Source organism: Streptomyces sp. NPDC091287 (assembly GCF_044768525.1).
Taxonomy (GTDB): Bacteria; Actinomycetota; Actinomycetes; order Streptomycetales; family Streptomycetaceae; genus Streptomyces.
In genome coordinates this window covers 198,221-216,961 of record NZ_JBIVUV010000010.1, presented here as the reverse complement: position 1 = coordinate 216,961, position 18,741 = coordinate 198,221, and the positions used below count along the sequence as shown (strand labels likewise).

The window sequence follows — 18,741 nt, the reverse complement described above, 5'->3', positions numbered from 1 at the left end:
CGAGTGTGACCCAGAGCACGTTGGGCTCGTTGTCATAACGCCTGCATCACGTCCACGTCTGCCACGGCGAGGCTTGGGTAGGCCTGCTGTGTCCTGTTCTCCATGGCCAGGAGGCCACCATGCCCGCTGCCGCGCAGCTTCTGCTCTCCGCCCTCTCCAAACAGGTACCCACCCAGCCCGAATCCGCGCCGCTGACCAGCGAACTCCCCCTTGCCGACGTCGCCCACCTGATCAGCGGGCCGCCGCTCGCCGATGTCTCCCTCCTGCTCGGCGAATCCTCCTTCGCCGATTCCGCACCGCTGACCAGCGAGCCTCCGCTCGCCGATGCCACCCCTCTCACGAGCGAGCCTCCGCTCGCCGCCGTCGCCCCTCTGACCAGCGAGCCGACCGCACCCGGCACCGCAGGGGGCATGGAGTTCCCAGGAGTCTGAATGGGCTTGTCCCGGCTCGCCGCACTGCACGGTGTCGCCACCTCCTACTCCCCGTCGCCGGATGTCACGGTGTCCGTCCCCGACGACACGGTCATCGCCGTGCTCGCCGCGCTGGGCGTCGACGCCGGCACTCCGGCGGACGTACGGAAGTGCCTCGTCGCCGCGGAGTCCCGCTCGCGCCTGCTACCGCCGACCGTGGTGGTCTGGGCCGGCGAGCCCCTGCCGCCCGCCCTCGCCGGGCTGCCCCCCGGCTCGACCGTCACGGTCGAGCCGGAGCCGGCCGAGACCCAGGGACCCCCCTCGGGCCGGCGCCCCGCCCCGCTGAGCATGCGGGCACGGGCGGCGGCCCCCACCCCGCCCGTGCCGCCGCCGGGCACCGCTGCCGCCCCCCTGATGCCTCCGGGGGGCGTCGCCGGCGCCACCGCTCCGCCCGTAGCCCCCGACGCCACCGTGCCGTCCGTGACGCCTTCGAGGGGAGCGGACTCCGCCCCGTCCGTGACGTCTCCGGGGGGCGCGGACTCCGCCCCGTCCGTGACGTCTCCTGCGGGTACCGCCACCGCCTTCGCGTCCGCCATCGCCACCGCATCCGCGCCGCACCCGCAGCGCGTCGGCGAGGAGCCCGGCGCTCCGGCCACCGTCCCCGCCTGGTGGATCCCGCCGCCCCCCGGCGTCCACCGTGTCCACGTCCGTACGCCGGACCACCGCCGCGCCACGGCCACCCTCGTCGTCGCCCCGGCCCGCGTCCCGCAGCCGCCCGAGCGCTCCCACGGCTTCCTGGTCCAGCTCTACTCCCTGCTCTCCGCCCGCTCCTGGGGCATGGGCGACCTCGGTGACCTGGCCGACCTCGCCGCCTGGGCAGGGCGGACCCTCGGCTCCGGGTTCGTCCAGGTCAACCCGTTGCACGCGGCCGTCCCCGGGCACCCCACCGACCCGTCCCCGTACCGCCCCTCCTCGCGCCGCTTCCCCGACCCGGTGCACCTGCGCGTCGAGTCGATCCCCGAATACGGCCACGTCCGCGACCGGGCCGCCCTGGACGACCTCCGACAGGACGCCGCGGCCCTCAGCGAGGCCGTGCTGAACAAGGGCGCGCTGATCGACCGGGACGCCGTCTGGGAGCTGAAGCGGCAGGCCCTGGAGCTGGTCGTCGAGGTGCCGCTCACCCCCGGCCGCCGCGCCGCCTACTGCGACTTCCTGGCCGAGCAGGGCCAGGCGCTGGAGGACCACGCCCTGTGGTGCGCGCTCGCCGAGGTGCACGGCCCCGACTGGCACGCCTGGCCCGAGGCCCTGCGCGACCCCCGCTCCCCGGGGACCGCCCGCGCCCGGGCCGAGCTGCTGGACCGGGTCGACTTCCACTGCCGCCTCGCCTGGCTGACCGCCACCCAGCTCGCCGCCGCCCAGCGGGCCGCCGAGGACGCCGGGATGAGCGTCGGGATCGTCCACGACCTCGCCGTCGGCGTGCACCCGGCCGGCGCCGACACCTGGGCCCAGCAGGAGGCCTTCGCCCACGGCATGTCCGTCGGCGCGCCCCCCGACGCCTTCAACGCGCGCGGCCAGGACTGGGGCCTGCCGCCCTGGCGCCCCGACGTCCTCGCCGCCACCGGCTACGCCGCCTACCGGGGCCTGCTGCGCGGACTGCTGGCCGACGCCGGCGCCCTGCGCATCGACCACGTCATGGGTCTGTTCCGGCTCTGGTGGGTGCCCGAGGGCAGCCCGCCCACCGACGGCACGTACGTCGCCCAGGACGCCGAGGCGATGCTCGCCGTCCTCGCCCTGGAGGCCCACCGGGCCGGGGCCGTCGTCGTCGGCGAGGACCTCGGCACCGTCGAGCCCGGGGTCCGCGAGGCGCTCGCCCGGCGGGGCGTGCTCGGCACCTCGGTGCTCTGGTTCGAACGTGACTGGGACGGCGACGGACGGCCGCTCGCCCCGGAGCGGTGGCGCCGGGACTGCCTGGCCACCGCCACCACCCACGACCTGCCCTCCACCGCCGCCCGGCTGACCGGCGACCATGTGACGCTGCGCCACCGTCTCGGCCTGCTCACCCGCTCCCTGGAGGAGGAGCTGACCGAGGACGTCACCGACACCGCCGAGTGGCTGGCCCTCCTCGCCCGGCTGCGGATGCTCCCCGAGGGCGACGGCGACGAGGAGGCCGCCGTCCGCGCCGTCCACCGCTTCCTGCTGCGCACCCCCGCCCGGATGACCGGTGTCTGGCTCCCCGACACCGTCGGCGACCGCCGCCCGCAGAATCTCCCCGGCACCTGGGACCAGTACCCCAACTGGCGCCTCCCGATCGCCGACGCCGAGGGGCATCCGGTCACCCTGGAGGAGATCACCGCCTCGCCCCGGCTGCACGCGCTGATGGACGTCCTACGGCCCCGAAAGCCTCATACGGCACCCCCGGGCGAGCGCCGTCCCTAGGCGTTCGCTACGTTGGCACCGTGGACAAGAAGAACGCTATGCGCGCCGGCGTCGTTGCGGCCGGGACGACGCTGATGATGCTGCTCATGTCGAGCCCGGCGCTCGCGCTCACGCCCGACGACGGTGACGACCCGGCTCCGCGCCTGAGCGCGATCGAGACCATCGGTCTCTACGTCGTCGCGCCCATCGCCCTGTTCGTGGTGATCACGGGCCTGGTCATGGTCCTGGACAAGTCCAAGAAGCAGGTCTGACCCGCACACGTACGACCTGCGCGAAGGATGCGCCGCCGGTGGGGACCATCGCGCGGCGCATTCGTGTGTCCGGCCCCGGACGTCGAGGTGCGCACGGCCCGGGGGCGGGAACACGGCCCGCGCCGGGCCGGTAGGTTGCGCCCATGACCGAGTGGGACGTCAAGAAGCTCCGCATCCTGCGCACCCTGCGCGACCGGGGCACGGTGACGGCGACCGCCGAGGCGCTCCTGATGACCCCCTCCGCGGTCTCCCAGCAGCTCACCAACCTGGCCAAGCAGCTCGGCGTGGACCTCCTGGAGGCCCAGGGGCGCCGCGTCCGTCTCACCGACGCCGCCCATCTCGTCCTGCGCCACGCCGAGGCGGTCTTCGCCCAGCTGGAGCGGGCCGAGGCCGAACTGACCGGCTATCTGCGCGGCGAGGCGGGCGAGGTCAGGGTGGCCGCGTTCTCCACCGCCGTGCCCGCCCTCGTCGTCCCCGCCGTCCGGCTGCTGCGCGCCGAGGAGCGGCCGGGGCCCGACGTACGCGTACGGGAGGCCGAGGCCGCCCAGGCGTACGAGCTGCTCACCGCGGGCGAGGTGGACCTGGCCCTGTCGCTGGCCGCCCACGCGCCCACCGCCCGCGACCCCCGCTTCAGCCTCTTCCCGCTGCTCGCCGACCCGCTGGACGTGGCTCTCCCCGCCGATCACCCCTTGGCCGCCGCGCCCGCCCTGCGCCTCGCGGACCTGGCCGCCGACCGCTGGATCTTCGGCGGCTCGGGACCCTGGTCCGAGATCACCACCGCGGCCTGCGAGGCGGCGGGCTTCGTCCCCGAGCAGGCCCACAGCGCCGCCGGGTGGACGGCGATCCTCGCCCTGGTCGAGGCGGGCATGGGCGTCGCGCTGGTCCCCCGGATGGCGGCCCGGGAGCGTCGCGAGGGCGTGGTGATGCGGGTGCTGGAGGCGGACCGGCCGCGCCGCCACGTGGTGGCGGCGGTCCGGCACGGGGCGGAGAGCGGACCGGCGGTGGCCCGGGTCCTCGCGGCGCTCACCCACGTAGCCACATCATTCAGCTGAGCTGAAAGATATCTGCGAAAACTTTCGATGGACCTGATGGGTCCGGTGGCGCGAAGGTAGGAGCCATGACCTTCGACGCGAGCGAGACCACATTCCAGGACCCCGACACCGACCCCCACGCCAATGACGCCGCGCCTTACGGCGGCGGCGACCCGTACGCCGACTACCGCGAAGCCGGAGACCTCCCCTTCACCGAGCTGGTCGACCTCGCCGACCGCCGCCTCGGCGCGGGCGTGATCGCCGCCAACGACGAGTTCTTCGCCGAGCGCGAGAACCTCCTGATCCGTGAACGCGCCGCCTTCGACCCCGAGCACTTCGGGCACAAGGGCAAGATCATGGACGGCTGGGAGACCCGCCGCCGCAGGGGAGCGGGCGCCGAGACCCCCTTCCCGGCCCCCGAGGACCACGACTGGGCCATCGTCCGCCTCGGCGCGCCCGGCATCATCCGCGGCCTGATCGTCGACACCGCCCACTTCCGCGGCAACTACCCGCAGCGCGTATCCGTGCAGGCCACCTCCGTCGAGGGCGCCCCGAGCCCCGAGCAGCTGCTCGCCGACGACGTGAAGTGGGAGGAGATCCTCCCGCCCACCCCCGTACGCGGACACGCGGCCAACGCCTTCGAGATCACCGGCGGCCGCCGCTACACCCACCTGCGCCTCTGCCAGCACCCCGACGGCGGCATCGCCCGCCTCCGCGTGCACGGCGAGGTCGTCCCGGACCCGGCCTGGCTCGCCGCGCTCGGCACCGTCGACCTGATCTCGGTGCTCAACGGCGGTACGTACGAGGACGCCTCCGACCGCTTCTACTCCTCGCCCACCCAGATCATCCTGCCGGGCACCTCCCGCAAGATGGACGACGGCTGGGAGAACCGCCGCCGCCGGGTCCGCGACACCAACGACTGGGTACGCTTCCGCCTCCCCGCCCAGGGCGCGGTCCGCGCGATCGAGATCGACACCGCCTACCTCAAGGGCAACTCCGCCGGCTGGATCGCCCTCCAGGGCCGCAACGGCGACACCGGCGAGTGGTTCGAGATCGTCCCGCGCACCCGCCTCCAGCCCGACACCCTCCACCGCTTCGTGCTGCGCGCCCAGGCGGTCGTCACCCACGTCCGCCTCGACGCCTTCCCCGACGGCGGCGTGGCCCGGATGCGTCTGCACGGCACCCTCACGGAGTCCGGCGCGGCCGAGCTGACCCGCCGTTACGAGGAGTCGGGCGCGTGACCCCGTAACCCTCGGGCCGGCACCCCCCCAGTTCCCGCCCGGCGGACGGTTGCGCTCCTGCGCCCGCCCGCCGGGCGGTTTCCACACCGGGCGGCGGCTCAGGCGACGTACGCGGAGAAGCGCAGCGTCTTCGCCAGCACCCGCCAGGTCCCCCAGGCGAACACCCGGTTCACCGTGTTGCAGAGGGCCTCGCCCGTGCAGTCGGTGGGCCGGTCCTGCCAGGCCCGGACCGTCATGGAGTGGAAGCCGAGGGTCCGCGAGAAGGCGAAGCGGATGTGCATGCCCCGGCCCAACTGGTGCCCCGGCAGCGTGTTGATCTGGAAGAAGTCGTTCCCGATGTACTCCACCTCGACCGGATTGCCGCCCAGCAGCTCGCAGCGTGCTCCCGCCCGGATCCGCCCCGCGCAGCCGCCGCTGACCGGGAACAGCCAGAAGTGGTCGGTCAGCTGTTCCCGGACATCGTCCGCGCCGGTGAACGGATGCAGCCCGAGGCTGTAGCCGTACGTGTAGAGGTCGTAGCAGCCCGCCGGACCCGCCCGGCAGTCCGGCCGGCCGGCCACCGGGGCGGCGGGGCCCGTCAGCAGACCCGCGCACAGCGCCAGCGCGACCGGCACGGCGGCGAAGCCGGGCATCCCAACCCTCCCGTGGCCTGCGACCGAAGCTTCCTGCGACGACCCTTCGGACCGTAGGCCACGGGAGCCCCCGTCGCGCGCCGACGGCACCCGAACGGGCGGCGCACGCGGCGCGGGCTGACCTGCGGACGTTCACACCCGATACCGCACTCCCCGGGGGGAAATCAGATGGCGGAGGCCGTGCTGTGCGACGGACTGGATCCGGACGATCCGGACGCCGTGACGGTCGTCGTGGTCGTGTCGGACGTCGCCGACCATCACGAGCGCGCCGCGGCCCGGCTCGGGTCGTACGGGTACGAGGGGGAGAACTTCCTGCGCCACGTCGACCGCGCCCTGAGCGAGCTCGACGACGGCCGCAGGGCCGTGCGTGAAGCCCGTGACACGCGTGCCACCTCCGCACCAAGGGGCGCCCGGAGTGACGTGGGTCACGCCGGGCGGGGGTGCGGGTCACCGGGGCCCGCACGGACACACGGGAAAGGGGCGCCCCCTCCGCCGCGACGAAGTGGACGCCCCCAGGGCCGTACGTTCCGCTATGCGGTGGCCGCCGCCGCGTCCGCCGCCCGGGCCTTCAGGGCGCGCTCCACACCGGACCGCGACTCCGACATCAGCCGGCGCAGGGCCGCGCTCGGCTCGGCCGAGGCAAGCCAGGTGTCCGTGGCGTCCAGCGTCTCCTGGGAGACCTGGAGGGCCGGGTAGAGGCCCACCGCGATCTGCTGGGCCATCTCGTGGCTGCGCGAGTCCCAGACGTCCTTCACCGCGGCGAAGAACTTCTCCGTGTACGGGGCCAGCAGCTCGCGCTGGTCCGTCTGGACGAAGCCGCTGATGACCGCTTCCTGGAGGGAGTTGGGCAGCTTGTCGGACTCCACGACCGACGCCCACGCCTCGGCCTTGGCCTCCTGAGTGGGCTGGGCCGCCCGAGCGGAGGCCGCGTGGCGCTCGCCCGCCGCCGTCCTGTCGCGCTCGTACTCGGCGGCGATCTCCTCCTCGTCCAGCAGCCCGGTGGCCGCCAGCCGCTGCACGAACGCCCACCGCAGCTCGGTGTCGACGGCCAGGCCCTCGATGGTCTCCGTGCCGTCCAGCAGCGACTGGAGCAGGTCCAGCTGCTGCGGGTTGCGGGCGGTGGCCGCGAAGGCGCGGGCCCAGGCCAGCTGGTGGTCGCTGCCCGGCTCCGCCGCGCGCAGGTGGGCCAGCGTGGCGTCGGTCCACTGGATCAGCGCGGCCTCACGGGCCTCCGGCGCCGCGTACAGGTCGAGGGCCATCTTCACCTGGCGGTGCAGCGACTGCACGACCCCGATGTCCGACTCCTTGCCGATGCCGGAGAGCACCAGGGCGAGGTAGTCCCGGGTGGCCAGCTCGCCGTCGCGCGTCATGTCCCAGGCCGAGGCCCAGCTCAGGGCGCGCGGCAGCGACTCGGTGAAGTCGCCCAGGTGCTCGGTGACGACCCGCAGCGACTCCTCGTCGAGGCGGACCTTGGCGTAGGAGAGGTCGTCGTCGTTGAGCAGGATGACGGCCGGGCGGGCCTTCCCCTCCGGGAACGGCACCGCGGTCCGCTCGCCGTCGACGTCCAGCTCGATCCGGTCGGTGCGCACCAGCTTGCCGTCCGCGTCGAGGTCGTAAGCGCCGATGGCGATGCGGTGCGGACGCAGCGTCGGCTCGCCCTTCGCGCCGGCGGGCAGCGCGGGCGCCTCCTGGAGCACGGTGAACGAGGTGACGTGACCCTCCGCGTCGGTCTCGATCTCCGGGCGCAGGATGTTGATGCCCGCCGTCTCCAGCCACGCCTTCGACCAGGTCTTCAGGTCGCGGCCGGAGGTCTTCTCCAGGGCGCCCAGCAGGTCGGAGAGGCGGGTGTTGCCGAAGGCGTGCGCCTTGAAGTACGCCTGGACGCCCTGGAAGAACGCGTCCTTGCCGACGTACGCCACGAGCTGCTTGAGCACGGACGCGCCCTTGGCGTACGTGATCCCGTCGAAGTTGACGAGGACGTCGTCCAGGTCCTGGATGTCCGCCATGATCGGGTGCGTGGAGGGCAGCTGGTCCTGCCGGTACGCCCAGGTCTTCATGGAGTTGGCGAACGTGGTCCAGGAGTGCGGCCACTTCGAGCCCGCCGCGTCCGCCTGGCAGGCGATCGAGGTGTAGGTGGCGAACGACTCGTTCAGCCAGAGGTCGTTCCACCACTCCATCGTCACGAGGTCGCCGAACCACATGTGGGCCAGCTCGTGCAGGATGGTCTCGGCCCGCACCTCGTACGCCGCGTCCGTCACCTTGGAGCGGAAGACGTACTGGTCGCGGATGGTGACCGCGCCCGCGTTCTCCATCGCGCCCGCGTTGAACTCCGGGACGAAGAGCTGGTCGTACTTGGCGAACGGGTACGCGTAGTCGAACTTCTCCTGGAACCACTCGAAGCCCTGCCGGGTGACGGCGAAGATGTCCTCCGCGTCCAGGTACTCCGCGAGGGAGGGGCGGCAGTAGATGCCGAGCGGGACGGACTGGCCGTCCTTCTCGTAGCTGCTGTGCACCGCGTGGTACGGGCCCACGATGAGGGCCGTGATGTACGTGGAGATGCGCGGCGTCGGCTCGAAGGTCCAGACGTCGCCCGCAGGCTCCGGCGTCGGGGAGTTCGAGATGACCGTCCAGCCGGACGGGGCCTTCACGGTGAACGCGAAGGTCGCCTTCAGGTCGGGCTGCTCGAACGAGGCGAAGACGCGGCGCGCGTCCGGGACCTCGAACTGCGTGTACAGATAGGCCTGCTCGTCGACCGGGTCGACGAACCGGTGCAGGCCCTCACCGGTGTTGGTGTACGAGCAGTCGGCGACGACCTTCAGCTCGTTGGCGCCCTCACGCAGATGCGGCAGGGCGATCCGCGCGTCGCGGAACACGGCGGCCACGTCCAGGTCCTTGCCGTTCAGCACCACGTCGTGGACGGCCGGGGCGACCAGGTCGATGAACGACTCCGCACCCGCCTCCGCGCAGTCGAAGCGCACGGTGGTCACGGACCGGTAGGTGCCGCCCTCCTGCGCTCCGGAGAGGTCGAGATCGATCTCGTACGCGTCCACGGTCAGCAGGCGCGCCCGCTCCTGTGCCTCTTCGCGGGTCAGATTCGTGCCAGGCACGCGGTCATCTCCTAGGTGTGCGACTTGATAAGCGGCGTTTCGGCCCATCCTTCCACGCACGTGCTCCCAGCGCGATGTCCGTTTTCCGCCGGACGCGGACCGCTCACCGGGACATGCTCGGACCATGACCGGACACCAGCCACGCCCCATCGACCCCGCCGCTCTCGCCGAACTCCGCGCCGCCGACGACGCGGGCCGGCCCTGCCGCCCGTACACCGCGACCGAGGGCGGCCACCCCCTGCGCTGCTGTCTGCGCGGCAGTGCACCGGGAGAGCGCATCGCCCTCGTCTCCTACGCCCCGCTGCGCCGCTGGGCCGCCGCGACCGGGGCGAGCCCGGGGGCGTACGACGAGCAGGGGCCCGTCTTCATCCACGCCGAGGCCTGCCCGGGCCCGGACCCGGAGCGGGCCGGATACCCCTTCGCGCGGGCGGGCGCGCTGCGCGCGGTGCGCCGCTACGACGCCCGGGGGCACATCGTGGGCGGCCGGCTGCTGGAGATCCCGGCGGATACGGAGAAGGGCTTCGACGCGGCCCTCGACGAGGCGTTCGCGGACCCGGAGGTGGCGTTGGCGCACGTGCGGGCCGTGGAGTACGGGTGCTTCCACTTCGAGGTGCGGCGAAGCTGAGACGGTAAGGGGAAGGGGAAGGGGCGGCCACCGGTGTCCGGTGGCCGCCCCTTCCACGTACGCGTGACGCCGCGGGTCAGCCCTTCAGCTCGGCCGCCACCAGCTCCGCGATCTGCACGGCGTTCAGCGCCGCGCCCTTGCGGAGGTTGTCGTTGGAGACGAACAGCGCGAGACCGTGGCTGACCGTCTCGTCGACCCGGATGCGGCCCACGAAGGAGGCGTCCTTGCCGGCCGCCTGGAGCGGGGTCGGGATCTCCGAGAGCTCGACGCCCTCGGCGTCCTTCAGCAGCTCGTAGGCGCGCTCGACGCCGATCGGACGGGCGAAGCGGGCGTTGATCTGGAGCGAGTGGCCCGAGAAGACCGGGACCCGGACGCAGGTGCCGGACACCTTCAGCTCCGGGATCTCCAGGATCTTGCGGGACTCGTTGCGGAGCTTCTGCTCCTCGTCCGTCTCGAACGAACCGTCGTCCACGATGGAGCCCGCCAGCGGCAGCACGTTGAAGGCGATCGGGCGCTTGTAGACGGCCGGCTCGGGGAAGTCCACGGCCTCGCCGTCGTGGGCCAGCTTCTCGGCCTCGGCGACGACCTTGGCCGCCTGGCCGTGCAGCTCGGCGACACCGGCGACGCCGGAACCGGACACGGCCTGGTAGGTGGCGACGGTCAGCGCTTCGAGACCGGCCTCGTCGTGCAGCGGGCGCAGTACGGGCATCGCGGCCATCGTCGTGCAGTTCGGGTTGGCGATGATCCCCTTCGGGCGGACCCGGGCCGCGTGCGGGTTGACCTCGGAGACGACGAGGGGGACCTCGGGGTCCTTGCGCCAGGCGGAGGAGTTGTCGATCACCACGGCGCCCTGGGCGGCGACCTTCTCGGCCAGCGCCTTCGAGGTCGCGCCGCCGGCGGAGAACAGCACGATGTCCAGGCCCGTGTAGTCGGCCGCGGAGGCGTCCTCGACGGTGACGCCGGAGCCCTTGAAGTCGATCGTGGAGCCCGCGGACCGGGCCGAGGCGAACAGCCGCAGCTCGTCGACCGGGAAGTCCCGCTCGGCCAGGATCCTGAGCATGACTGTGCCGACCTGACCGGTGGCGCCGACGATTCCGACCTTCACGAGGACTCCTCTGTTCTGCACGTCCGGCGGCTGCCTGCCCGTGCGTCTGTGCGGCCCGTTTGCCGCTCCATGATGCGTATGTCCTGGCCCGCCTTGTCCAATCCATTGTCCGACCTGCGGACTCTTCGCGCGAGGACCGCAGATTCTGCAACGTCCGCGCGCGCGGGGGGAAACATCTGCGGCGGCGGTCGGGGGGTGTGACGAGGAACACGCACAGCGGGGCGGGAGCCCGTGAGGGCGCCCGCCCCGCCGTCGTGACGATGGGATCCGTACGGTGCGATCCGTTACGGCCCGATGGGACCCGTTACGGCGTGACCTTCTCGATCACGACGCTGCCGGTGCCCGCGGCGGTGCCGCGCGTGTTGACCAGCCTGACCTCGCCGAAGAACTGCCGGCCCTCGGGAGCCGCCCCGGCGACCACGACCTCGGCGCCGACCTGGGCGGAGGCACCGTTGGCCAGGTTCACGGCCTTGGTGGAGTCGACCTTGAGCGTGCCGAGCGAGGCCGAGTAGAAGACGTCGCGGTAGTCGTACGTGGTGGTCCCGGACGGGACCGAGTAGCCGTCGACGACGACCGTGTACGTGCCCGCGGCGGGCTTGACCAGGCTGACCGACTCCTCGGAACCGGCGGAGGTCGAGCTGCCGACCTGCGTGGCGCCCCGGAAGACGAGCAGGTCGATGTCCGCGTTGGTGTCCGAGGTGCCACCGACGGCGATGTCGAGCTTCTCGACACCCGCGCCGATGGTGACCGTGGTCTCACGGGTCTGGCCCGTCGAGATCGACGGCTTCGCCACCTTGGCCGAGCCCAGCGAGCCGCCCTGGAGCTTGCCCTGGAAGGCGGCGGCGCTGTTGGTGACCGTCCAGTTCACCGGGGCGGGGGTACCGATCTTCGCCTCGGCGATGGTCTGCACCGCCGGGTCGAAGGTCGTGCCGAGCAGCGAGACATCCAGCTTGTACGGGTTGTCCAGCAGCGGCGACGTACGACGCGCCTCGACCTCGATCTCCCACACGCCGGGCTGCGGGTCCTTGTAGGAACGCGCGTCCGGGCGGCAGGTGTTGGCCGGGTTCTCGTAGTTCGGGTAGCAGTTGACCGTGGAGGTCGGGTCGACCGGCGTCCCGTACGGGTGCAGGGCGATGAACCGGGTCTGGCTGCCCGAGCGCAGTGCGCTGAGGGCGACCTCAAGGGTCTTCGCGCCCTCCGGCACATTGACGAAGTACGACGTGGTGCCGTTGCGCTGGACCGAACCGGAGTGCTTGTAGGCGTAACCGGGCTGCCGCAGCTCGTGGGCGACGACGACCGTGGTCATGATCTGGTGGTCCACGCCGGAGGTCTTCTTGTCGTCGACCCGCAGGATGGCGCTGTGGACGCCGGCGGACTTCGCCTTCGCCTTGACCTTGAGCTTGACCGGCGTGTCGAGCGGCAGCGAGACGTACTGGGGGCTGCTGAGCTCGAAGGTGCCGTCGTTGTTCTTCCAGGACAGCTTGTGCTGGACGTTGCGGTCCGGGCCCGTGGTGCGGGTGACGACGACGTCGTAGACCTTGGTCTCGCCGGCCTTCAGGCCGCCCTCGCGGTCGTAGAGGCCGGTGCCGAAGCCCGGGTCCTTGAGCGCGAAGTCGATCGCGGTGTCGACCGGGGCCTTCACCGAGAACTCGTGCGCGGGCTTGCCCTGCTTGGCGATCTGCTTCCACGCCTTGACGATGTTGATCAGACCGGAGCCCTGGACGTGCGCGGGCACGTCCTCGATGTGGCTCGCGGTGCTGGTCAGCGCCGTGCGCAGATCGGCCGGGGGAAGCTCGATGTCCTTCTGCTTCGCGGCCGACAGCAGCAGCGCGGCGGCGCCCGCCGCCTGCGGGGAGGCCATCGAGGTGCCCTGGAGCATGGAGTAGCCGGCCGGCAGGTCGTAACCCGCCTCCTTGACCGGACCGCCCGGCGCCCAGGTCTGGGTGCTGTTGATGGACGCGCCCGGAGCGGAGAGGACCGGCGTGAAGCCGCCGTCCTCACGCGGACCGCGCGAGGAGAAGGGCAGCATGTCGTACTTCTTGGTGACGTTGGAGCCGTAGTTGGCCGCCCACGTCTCCTTGGAGATCGACGCGCCGACCGAGATCACGTGGTCGGCGACCGACGGGTCGCCGATGGTGTTGAGCCCCGGGCCGCTGTTGCCGGCCGAGATGACCAGCTGAACGCCGTAGATGTCGATGAGCCGCTTGTACAGCTCGGCGCGCGCGTTGTTGCCGTCGTTCAGCGGCGGCAGGCCGCCGATCGACATGTTGACGATGTCGACGCCGCGGTTGACGACGAGGTCGATCATGCCCTCGGTCAGCGCGATGTTGGTGCAGCCGCCGGACCAGGTGCAGGCACGCGAGGAGACGATCTTGGCGCCGGGGGCGGCGCCGTTCATCTCGCCGCCGAACAGCCCGTTGGCCGCGGTGATGCCCGCGACGTGGGTGCCGTGCGCGCCCTCGATGACGCCGATGTTGACGAAGTCCGCCTTCGCGCCCGAGGCGTCGAGGACCACGTTCTTGCGGGTCTCGACGACGAACGGGATGCGTTCGACGACCTGCGTGCGCGGGTCGTCCTCACCGAAGTAGGAGACCTGGAACTTCTCCTTGTACGGCTTGAGGACCGTGTCGTCGGAGAAGTCCGCGTTGTTGTTCAGGTCGACCCGCGTGGTGCCGGTGACCGGGTCGTACAGCACGCCCCAGACGTCGGTGGTGTCACCGTCGCGGTTGAGGTCGCCCGCCATCTCGCCGCCGGTGGTGGCCGCCTCGGCGAACGTGGCGAACTTGTAGCTGCCCGCCGGCGCCGAGTAGGTCTTCCCGCCGGACGTGAACGTCGGGCCGGCGACCGACTGCGACATCTCCAGCCAGGTGCCGTCGCCGTCGTTCACCGGGTCGGTCGCGGTCACCCAGTCGACGATCTTGCGCTCGCCGGTGGTGGTCTTCTTCAGGGCCGGGTGACCGAGGTCGACGCCGGAGTCCAGGACGCCGATGGTGATCCCGCGGCCGTCGGCCGTCGGGTGCTTCTCGACGAAGTCGACCGCGCCCGTCTCGAACGACGGGTTGTACGGGTTCTTCGCCGGGGTCTTCTTGTTCGGCGCCGCGTAACCGCCCGTGGCCTTCGGCTGCTTCGCTCCGGCGGCCCGGTCGCCCTTGGGCGTCGGGTCGTCCAGCTTGATCTCCTGCTTGAGATCGATACCGAGGACGGAGGAGAGCTTGGAGGCCGCCTTGATGGTGGACTCGGCGCGGCTGGTCGGGACCGTCGCCCGGACGTAGCCGAGCTTGTCGTAGGTCTGGCCGAGCACGGAGCCCTCGACGGCGTCCAGCTGCTTGCTGACCTGCTCGGTCGCCCCCGGGGTGGTGGCGACCATCATGGTGACGCTCTTCTCGCCCTTGGCCTCGGCCTTCGCCAGGACATCGGCGTCGGCCTTGCCGAGCTTGTCGCCCCGGTCGCTCGTGGCGGCCGGTTTGACGGGTGCCGGTGCCGGGTCCTCGGCGGCGAACGCCGGAGCGGCGCCGGAGGCGGCGAGTGCCGCCGCCAGTCCGGCAGCGGCCGCGATACGTGCCGCGCGTCTGGCCCCGGGTATGGAGCTGGGGGATTCCTTGGTCATCAGCATCCCTGTAATTGAAAGAGAGAGTCCGGAATTCGGTACCGGATGACCGCTCAGCCTGTCGTAAATGACAGGGGTTTGTGGAGAGTTGACGGAGGCGAGTCAGGGGCATGGCATAGATCCGCCATGGGGCGCGCTGTGCCACGAGGGATGAATGAGGCCAAACGGTGCGTCCGTGACGCCTGGCGACGCGGGTGGCGGCGGCCGTGGTCCGGACCAGACGCGTCCGTGGCGGAGGCCGGACGGGTCGGTGGCCGGGAACAGCCGTGGCCCCGGGGCCCGGGGCCGGCGCGCCCCGGGCCGGCGGCCTCCCCGGGCCGGCGGCCTCCCCGGGCCGGCGGCCTCCCCGGGCCGGCGGCCTCCCGGGCCGCCGCCCCTTTCAGCGCGGCAGCACCATCACGTACGCCGCCGGTTCCCGGTCCGCCGCCGCCATCAGTGCCGTCCGCACCACCGTCGCCTGCTGGTCCGCCGCCTCGCGCAGCTTCCTCGGTGTGACGTGGACGACCGTGACCCCGAGCCGCTCCAACTGCTCCCGCTTCGCGGCGTACGCGGACCACTGCGGGTCCGCCTCCGCCCGGTCCCTCCGCCCCGGCACGCCGTACCGGGGCGCCCGGGCGTCCAGCTCCACCGCCACGGCCTGGTCGGGCCAGTAGGCGTCGACCCCGCCGAGCCGGGGCCCGCCCGGCAGCCGCAGCTCCACGTTCCACAGCGGCTCCGGCAGCCCGTGCTCGCGCACCATCGTGTACAGCCGCGCCTCCGCCACCGCCCGTCCCTCGGCCAGCAGCGAATCGACCGCGCCCACCACGGCGGGCCGCCCCAGCAGCTTCGCCTCGCTCAACTCCCGTACCACGGATGCTGGGTCGCAGTGCCCGTCGCGTACCGCCTCGGTCAGCAGCCGCCGGACGACGGCCGCGTCGGCCGTACCCGCGACCGCGTCCGCCAGGGCCCGTTCCACCGGCGCCACGGGCACCTCGCCCACCCGCACCGGGTCCGGCATCGAGGCGGTCCGCAGCACCTCCACGAACCGGGTGGACCGCAGCCGCCGGGTGCGCGGGACCAGCACGTCGATCCGGTGCAGCGCCTCCACGTCCCCGGCCGCGGCGAAGCCGTGCAGCGCGAGCGCGGCCACCCCGGTGAGCATCGACTCGCCGTACCCCGCGTCCGCGGGGCCCGCCGGCGCGCGCCGCGCGGAGGCCGGCGGGCGCCCCGCGTAGAGCAGTGCTCCGCGCAGCCGCTCCCGACCGGTGGGCGGGCCCGGGTGCAGCAGATAGACCCCCGGCAGCAGGTGCTGCCAGGGGCCACCGGGCAGGCACTGGGCGGACGTCTGCGCGGCGGACACACCCCGCGCCCTCAACTGGGCGGCGGACAGGACACGGTGCGTGACGTCCTCGGGGTGAAGGGGGAGGCCGGGGAGACGGGGGGAGAGCGGGGTGTTCTGGGTCATGTCCCGGGGTTTCCCGCCCGGGGAGGGTGCCCTAACCCCTGTTACACGTCCGTCGACAATCCCGGACAACGCCGTCCTAAAGTACGGACGTTCGACAACCGAAAAGGGCCGTCGCGCCGGGAATCGGGGGAGGGGCGACTCGGGCGGATGTGCGAGCGCCGCTTTCACGCCGCACGCACGCCCCGACCGAGCGCCCCCTCGTTTCACCCCGCCTGCGCCGCGGCCCGGTCGCACTCCTGGCCGCGCAGCGCCCGCGCGAGATCGTCCCGGGCCTCCAGCACCAGTCGCCGCAGCGCCGGGGCGGCGTCCTCGTGCTCGCCCAGCCAGGCGTCGGTCGCCGCGAGGGTCGCGGGGCTGTCCTGGAGACCGGGGAACATCCCCCGCACCACATGCATGCCGATCTGGATGGACCGCTCCGCCCAGATCCGCTCGATCACCTCGAAGTAGCGGTTCGCGTACGGGGCGAGCAGCTCCCGCTGGGAGGGCTGCCCGAAGCCGGAGATCGTCGCCTCGACCAGCGCGTTGGACAGCTTGTCCGACTCCACGACCGCCGCCCACGCCTGCGCCTTGACCGCCTCCGAGGGGCGCGAGGCCAGGCACCGTACGTGGTGGCGCTTGCCGGAGGCCGTGTCGTCGCGGGCCAGTTCGGCGTCGATCGCCGCCTCGTTGGCCACCCCGTGCGAGGCCAGCGGAGAGAGGAAGGACCAGCGCAGCTCCTGGTCGACGTCGAGACCGTCGATCCGGGTCGTGCCCTCCAGCAGCCCGCCCAGCAGCTGGAAGTCCTGCTCGGACGAGGCGACCGCCGCGAAGAAGCGGGCCCAGGTCAGCTGGTGCTGGCTGCCCGGCTCGGCGGTCCGCAGCTCGCGCAGCGCGCCGTCGGCCAGTGCCCGGCCGCCCTCCTCGCGCCAGTCGGGGGCCGCGTAGTTGACCAGCGCCGACTGGGCCCAGGCGTGCAGCATCTGGAGGACGCCGATGTCGCTCTCCCGCCCGGCGAACGCCAGCACCAGCGCGACGAAGTCGCGGGCCGGCAGAGCCGCGTCCCGGGTCAGGTTCCACAGGGCCGACCAGCACAGGGCACGGGCCAGCGGGTCCGTGATCTCGCCCAGGTGGTCGCGCAGCGTGGCCAGCGACCCTTCGTCGAAGCGGACCTTGCAGTACGTGAGGTCGTCGTCGTTGACCAGGATCAGATCGGGCCGCTCGGAGCCGGCCAGGGCCTCCACCACGCTCCGCTCACCGGCCACGTCCACCTCGGCGCGCGCGTAACGCGTCAGCTCGCCCTCCGGCGTACGCCGGTACAGGCCGACCGCGACGCGGTGCGGGCGCAGCTCCGGGTACGCGGCGGCGGCCTCCTGGACGACGGCCAGCTCGGCCAGCTTCCCGTCCGCGTCGTACGTCGGCACGGGGGTGAGCACGTTGACGCCCGCCGTCTGGAGCCACGAGCGCGACCAGGCCGTCATATCGCGCCCGGACGTCTCGGCCAGCACCGACAGCAGGTCGCCCAGGCGCGTGTTGCCGTAGGCGTGGCTCTTGAAGTAGCGCCGGGCGCCTTCGAGGAACGCGTCGCGCCCCACGTACGCCACCAGCTGCTTGAGCACGGACGCGCCCTTGGCGTACGTGATCCCGTCGAAGTTCAGCTTGGCGTCCTCCAGGTCACGGATGTCCGCCGTGATGGGGTGCGTGGAGGGCAGCTGGTCGGCGCGGTAGGCCCATGCCTTGCGGTTGTTGGCGAAGGTGATCCAGCCGTTGGTGAAGCGGGTCGCCTCGACCATCGAGAAGGAGCCCATGAAGTCCGCGAAGGACTCCTTCAGCCACAGGTCGTCCCACCACTCCATGGTGACCAGGTCGCCGAACCACATGTGCGCCATCTCGTGCAGGATGACGTTGGCACGCCGCTCGTAGGCGGCCGAGGTGACCTTGCCGCGGTAGATGTACTCCTCGCGGAAGGTGACCATGCCCGGGTTCTCCATGGCGCCGAGGTTGTACTCGGGCACGAACGCCTGGTCGTACTTCCCGAAGGGGTACGGGTAGTCGAAGTGGTCGTGGAAGAAGTCCAGGCCCTGCTTGGTGATCAGGAAGACGTCGTCCGCGTCGAAGTGCTTGGCGAGCCCCTTGCGGCACATCGCGCCGAGCGGGATCTCCAACGTGGTGCCGTCGCCCAGGGTGCGGCTGTAGTGGTCGCTCACGTAGTGGTAGGGACCGGCGACGACGGCCGTGATGTACGTGGAGATCGGCTTCGTCTCGGCGAAGGTCCACACCCCGTCCTTCTGCGACTCCTCGGCCCCGTTGGACCAGACCCGCCAGCCGTCGGGGGCGGCCACCCGGAAGCGGTAGGGGGCCTTGAGGTCGGGCTGCTCGAAGTTGGCGAAGACACGGCGGGCGTCGGCCGGCTCGTACTGCGTGTAGAGGTAGACCTCGCCGTCCTCCGGGTCGACGAAGCGGTGCATGCCCTCGCCGGTCCGGCTGTACGCGCAGCGGGCGTCGACCACGAGGACGTTCTCGCCCTCGACGAGCCCGTCCAGCGCCACCCGCGTCCCGTCGAACACGACGGCCGGGTCGAGGGCCGTCCCGTTCAGCGTCACCGCGTCCACCCCCGGGGCCACCAGGTCGGCGAAGGTCGAGGCGCCCGCACGGGCGGAGCGGAACCGGATCGTGGTGAGCGACCGGAACGTCCGCGGACCGCCGTCCCCGTCGCCCCCGTCGGCCCCCTCGGGCTCGCCGACGGCGGACCGCAGGTCGAGCTCGACCTCGTATCCGTCGACGGTCAGCAGCTCGGCCCTCTTCTGGGCCTCGTCGCGGGACAGGTTTTCACCGGGCACGGGCACTCCTTCGTGACGCGCGTCATGTGTCGTGTT

12 protein-coding genes are annotated in these 18,741 nt (G+C 72.3%); 6 read left to right on the top strand and 6 right to left on the bottom strand.

Translation table 11 applies throughout. The annotated features are described in order from the left end of the window. Positions 1-119 precede the first annotated feature (119 nt). The 5 genes from ACIQRW_RS19195 (at position 120) to alc (ending at position 5,369) form a co-directional block, all read left to right on the top strand. The gene (locus ACIQRW_RS19195) at positions 120-431 is read left to right on the top strand and encodes a hypothetical protein (protein WP_402026232.1); all 312 of its coding nucleotides are present in this window, start codon (positions 120-122) and stop codon (positions 429-431) included. Beyond that, positions 432-2,846, top strand: a complete 2,415-nt coding sequence (gene malQ, locus ACIQRW_RS19190) for a 4-alpha-glucanotransferase (RefSeq protein ID WP_403761506.1) — start codon at positions 432-434, stop codon at positions 2,844-2,846. A 38-nt stretch (positions 2,847-2,884) separates the two neighbouring features. Beyond that, positions 2,885-3,097, top strand: a complete 213-nt coding sequence (locus tag ACIQRW_RS19185) for a hypothetical protein (RefSeq protein ID WP_032793216.1) — start codon at positions 2,885-2,887, stop codon at positions 3,095-3,097. 143 nt (positions 3,098-3,240) lie between these two features. Then, positions 3,241-4,149, top strand: a complete 909-nt coding sequence (locus tag ACIQRW_RS19180; RefSeq protein WP_403761503.1) for a LysR substrate-binding domain-containing protein — start codon at positions 3,241-3,243, stop codon at positions 4,147-4,149. A 65-nt stretch (positions 4,150-4,214) separates the two neighbouring features. Then, positions 4,215-5,369 (top strand): allantoicase, encoded by a 1,155-nt coding sequence (alc, locus tag ACIQRW_RS19175; protein WP_403761500.1) that lies wholly within the window; start codon positions 4,215-4,217, stop codon positions 5,367-5,369. A gap of 98 nt (positions 5,370-5,467) precedes the next feature. Here alc and ACIQRW_RS19170 read toward each other — a convergent pair whose 3' ends face one another. After that, the gene (locus tag ACIQRW_RS19170) at positions 5,468-6,001 is read right to left on the bottom strand and encodes a hypothetical protein (RefSeq protein ID WP_403761497.1); all 534 of its coding nucleotides are present in this window, start codon (positions 5,999-6,001) and stop codon (positions 5,468-5,470) included. 530 nt (positions 6,002-6,531) lie between these two features. Then, entirely contained in the window at positions 6,532-9,108 is a 2,577-nt protein-coding gene (gene pepN, locus ACIQRW_RS19165; protein WP_403761494.1) for an aminopeptidase N, read from the bottom strand. A 124-nt stretch (positions 9,109-9,232) separates the two neighbouring features. On the opposite strand from pepN (ACIQRW_RS19165), the gene ACIQRW_RS19160 reads away from it, so the two are divergent. Then, complete coding sequence (locus ACIQRW_RS19160) at positions 9,233-9,733, top strand: DUF1203 domain-containing protein (RefSeq protein ID WP_403761491.1); 501 nt, start codon at positions 9,233-9,235, stop codon at positions 9,731-9,733. Positions 9,734-9,809: 76 nt separating this feature from the next. Here the strand turns inward: ACIQRW_RS19160 and ACIQRW_RS19155 are convergent, their stop codons facing one another. From ACIQRW_RS19155 to pepN (ACIQRW_RS19140), 4 genes are all read right to left on the bottom strand, one after another. Continuing rightward, a complete protein-coding gene (locus ACIQRW_RS19155; protein ID WP_403761488.1) occupies positions 9,810-10,838 on the bottom strand; it encodes an aspartate-semialdehyde dehydrogenase in 1,029 nt (342 codons plus the stop codon). Between the two features lie 304 nt (positions 10,839-11,142). Continuing rightward, on the bottom strand, positions 11,143-14,451 hold the full coding sequence (locus ACIQRW_RS19150; protein WP_403761486.1) for a S8 family serine peptidase: 3,309 nt from the start codon (positions 14,449-14,451) through the stop codon (positions 11,143-11,145). 373 nt (positions 14,452-14,824) lie between these two features. After that, on the bottom strand, positions 14,825-15,889 hold the full coding sequence (locus tag ACIQRW_RS19145) for a hypothetical protein (protein ID WP_403761483.1): 1,065 nt from the start codon (positions 15,887-15,889) through the stop codon (positions 14,825-14,827). Between the two features lie 203 nt (positions 15,890-16,092). Then, positions 16,093-18,705 (bottom strand): aminopeptidase N, encoded by a 2,613-nt coding sequence (gene pepN, locus ACIQRW_RS19140; RefSeq protein WP_403761481.1) that lies wholly within the window; start codon positions 18,703-18,705, stop codon positions 16,093-16,095. Between the last annotated feature and the right edge of the window lie 36 nt (positions 18,706-18,741).

Bases quoted from the DNA above. Each gene is read 5' to 3' on its own strand.
- ACIQRW_RS19180 (WP_403761503.1), top strand. From the start codon at position 3,241: ATGACCGAGTGGGACGTCAAGAAGCTCCGCATCCTGCGCACCCTGCGC.
- malQ (WP_403761506.1), top strand. From the start codon at position 432: ATGGGCTTGTCCCGGCTCGCCGCACTGCACGGTGTCGCCACCTCCTAC.
- ACIQRW_RS19150 (WP_403761486.1), bottom strand. From the start codon at position 14,451: ATGCTGATGACCAAGGAATCCCCCAGCTCCATACCCGGGGCCAGACGC.
- alc (WP_403761500.1), top strand. From the start codon at position 4,215: ATGACCTTCGACGCGAGCGAGACCACATTCCAGGACCCCGACACCGAC.
- ACIQRW_RS19185 (WP_032793216.1), top strand. From the start codon at position 2,885: ATGCGCGCCGGCGTCGTTGCGGCCGGGACGACGCTGATGATGCTGCTC.
- ACIQRW_RS19145 (WP_403761483.1), bottom strand. From the start codon at position 15,889: ATGACCCAGAACACCCCGCTCTCCCCCCGTCTCCCCGGCCTCCCCCTT.
- ACIQRW_RS19195 (WP_402026232.1), top strand. From the start codon at position 120: ATGCCCGCTGCCGCGCAGCTTCTGCTCTCCGCCCTCTCCAAACAGGTA.
- ACIQRW_RS19170 (WP_403761497.1), bottom strand. From the start codon at position 6,001: ATGCCCGGCTTCGCCGCCGTGCCGGTCGCGCTGGCGCTGTGCGCGGGT.
- ACIQRW_RS19160 (WP_403761491.1), top strand. From the start codon at position 9,233: ATGACCGGACACCAGCCACGCCCCATCGACCCCGCCGCTCTCGCCGAA.